This is a genomic window from Pontimicrobium sp. MEBiC01747, from assembly GCF_053601635.1.
Window position 1 is genome coordinate 1 of sequence record NZ_JBSHNS010000571.1, and the last position, 2883, is coordinate 2883.

4 protein-coding genes are annotated in these 2883 nt (G+C 29.2%); all 4 read right to left on the bottom strand.

All coding sequences use genetic code 11. The annotated features are described in order from the left end of the window. The coding region (locus ACVC2P_RS19080; RefSeq protein WP_452600038.1) for a hypothetical protein at window positions 1-904 on the bottom strand (904 nt) is incomplete at its 3' end. A gap of 59 nt (window positions 905-963) precedes the next feature. Further along, window positions 964-1536 (bottom strand): hypothetical protein, encoded by a 573-nt coding sequence (locus ACVC2P_RS19085; protein WP_452600039.1) that lies wholly within the window; start codon window positions 1534-1536, stop codon window positions 964-966. Between the two features lie 78 nt (window positions 1537-1614). After that, on the bottom strand, window positions 1615-2082 hold the full coding sequence (locus tag ACVC2P_RS19090) for an RDD family protein (protein ID WP_452600040.1): 468 nt from the start codon (window positions 2080-2082) through the stop codon (window positions 1615-1617). A 20-nt stretch (window positions 2083-2102) separates the two neighbouring features. Further along, on the bottom strand, window positions 2103-2774 hold the full coding sequence (locus ACVC2P_RS19095; protein ID WP_452600041.1) for a uracil-DNA glycosylase family protein: 672 nt from the start codon (window positions 2772-2774) through the stop codon (window positions 2103-2105). Window positions 2775-2883 lie beyond the last annotated feature (109 nt).

Sequence of the window (2883 nt, forward strand, 5' to 3'; positions counted from 1 at the left end):
TTATAAAGTTACTGTGTTGGTCAACGGCTTCGCCTACTCTTTTATTTAGGTATAATGTAGCGACTGTATCGAATATTTTTAATGTTCTTTTCTCGCTTAAATAGTAGCCATCACTATTAATAATTTCTAGTTTTTTCTTATTGTTTAGCTTATTGTAGTTTTTATGTAATATAAATTGCTCGAAATTTGGCTTGAAGTTATTATACTTTTTCCTTGATTTTTGGTGTTCTTTTTTAAAGACTTCGTTTTGTTCGTATACTATTTTTGAAGCTTTTAACGATTTTACACACTCTGGTAAATTAATGCTTCCATAATACGGTGTTTTACGACTAAATTGGTTTGTATGTATACGTCCATATTTTCCATGAAATTTTAATGTTTCTATATTTAATTCACAAAAATTATCTGGTATTTGATACAGTTCATCTAGGCTTTTTGCTTCCTCCCATTTTAATCGCGTGTGCTGCTCTAATTTTATAGTTAATAATTGCAATTTGGGCAATTGGGCTATTTTATTTATAAGCGCTTGAAGTGTTTTATAATTATAACCTTGTATTGTTATTGCTTTTAATTTTTTAAATTTTAATAGGTCTAGTTTTTTAACATTTTCTACTACTAAAGCTTCTTCTAGAATTGGGTTAAACGTAATTAAATTATGATTGTTTAAATTAAATTTTAAGTGTAATACATTGGGAAACATTTTATACGAGTTAATAAACTCTAATGTGTGTTTTCCATTAAAGTTACCTTGCAATAAAAAAATAGAGTCTGTTTTTATCTTTGTTTTATCGTATAATTCGCCTTTGTTGTATGTAAAATTAACTGATTGTGAATTTGGTATGTTTTCTAATCTTTCTATACTTATGGTATCATTAAGTATAGAGTTATCAGCTTTACAGCTCATAAAGCTTATAAGTATAAGAAAGTAATACAGTGGTTTCACAACTACTCTAATATAAAAAATTAGTCTTTTACGGTTCCTGAAAAATGATTAACCTTAGCATTTATAGGGTTTCCAGTAGTTCGCCTAAAGGATGCTATTTGTCCAGAATGCCATATTGCGTCTGCTATGGGCCCGTTAATGTTATTCCAAAACGGAATTTCATTGGTTCCAAAAATAATTTTGAATTTAGAGAGGTCTTCACTAGTTCTTAAAATATCTGCTGCTTGTTTCAGGTTTCTTAGTGTTTGGTCTCGCATGTCTTTAAAAGATAGTTTTTCTTTTTCTTCTCTTTTATTGGCTTTATTTAATGTAGAGTTAACTACTATTACAGATAAATCGTAAATATGTTTTATTGTTTCTTCTGTTGTACGTACATCTTCTCCTGGCTTATATGCTAAATCTTTTTCTGTTAAGCCTTCTGTAGCCCAATAAAAACGGAAGCCTAATCCATCAACTTGTCTTGCGGCTACTGTTCCTGCGGTGTAGGTTTCTGAGTTTTCTGGTATTTCGTAATATGGTAATGGGGTTTCTTCTGTTTGTGCTATTACTGTTATTGAAACTAAAAGGGCGATACTTAAAATGTATTGTTTCATTGTTTTCTTTTTAATTAAATTGTTTATTCTCAAAGGTAGTATATTGATTTTTTGTAAAAATCCTGAGACTGTTAAATTTTAACTTTGCTTGTACTTATGTATAACTACTAAAGTTTTTGCTACCATATCTCCTATTCTTCTATTTTTCTTATCTATTATTGCAATAATTAACCCTAATGCAAAAATATAATCTACAAAACCAAAAAAGAAACGCCCAAAAGCTTGCCCTATTCCTATAGGTTTATAAGTGTCTGAGACTACTTTTAAATCTAAAAACCGTTTCCCTATGGTTTGACCAAATAGTCCTTCACTTACAGGCCAAAGCAAGAAACCAGAAAGAAATAATACTAAAGCTGGAATGCCTTTTAAATGAAAGCTTAAATCTTCTTCTGTATATTCTCCCCAAAATATAGCCATAATAACCCCAATTAACCAAAATATAAATAGGTCTATAAAAAAGGCTAATATTCTATATCTATTTTTAGCAATCTTTAATTTGTTTTCTGTAAATTTTTCAAAAGGGGATTCTGTGTTTTCTCCTATCATTTTTATATTATAACTTATTTTTATATGTATTCTTTGTACTGCATAACCCTAAAATCGAACGTATTAAATTTGGAGTTTTTAGCTTTTAATTGTTTGTACAATGGCATACTGCCTATAGCTCTATTTGCTGCTCCCGATGACGATGTTAATGATACCGTTTTAATTATTCTTTCTTTAGAATCTTTAAAATCCTGTATTTTAAATTGGTGAATTCTTGGTATTTCGTTTGATACTAATTGTAACTTTAAGTTGTGTTCTTTTATATGTTTTCTGAAAAAATATTCTGGCCCATTTTTACTATTTCCGCCTATAAACAATAGGGTTTCTATTGTTGGGTATTGTTTTAAGTATCCTAAGAGGTTTCTTAGTATAATATTCTGCATTCCTAAATCGGAAGCATCAATTTTATCACGTTCGCAGCTTTCTACAATATCGCAGACTCCTATTTTATGCTTTATTAAAAATTGTTTACGTTGGTTTATTGCTTCTTGAGAGTTGTCGTATCGTAAATTTAAATTATGTATTTTTTCTATATATAACCATAAACTGTTATAATTGCTTCCGTAGCAAAAGTCTACATCTTTTTCGAGTAAGTTTCCTGTAGAAAAGCGTGGTGGTGGTAAGGTTCCTACTATTAATTTTTTAGTATCGTGTTTTATAAAAGGAGAATATGGGTGCTTGTGTAAAAACATATTTAGGTTCCTTTTTTAAATAATTCTAAATTATTATAGTGTTTGTATTAATTTTTGAACGTCTTGTATGGTCTCTCTATAGCGTTTTCTATTAGGCTTAGTCATGTTT

Bases quoted from the DNA above. Each gene is read 5' to 3' on its own strand.
- ACVC2P_RS19085 (WP_452600039.1), bottom strand. From the start codon at position 1,536: ATGAAACAATACATTTTAAGTATCGCCCTTTTAGTTTCAATAACAGTA.
- ACVC2P_RS19090 (WP_452600040.1), bottom strand. From the start codon at position 2,082: ATGATAGGAGAAAACACAGAATCCCCTTTTGAAAAATTTACAGAAAAC.
- ACVC2P_RS19095 (WP_452600041.1), bottom strand. From the start codon at position 2,774: ATGTTTTTACACAAGCACCCATATTCTCCTTTTATAAAACACGATACT.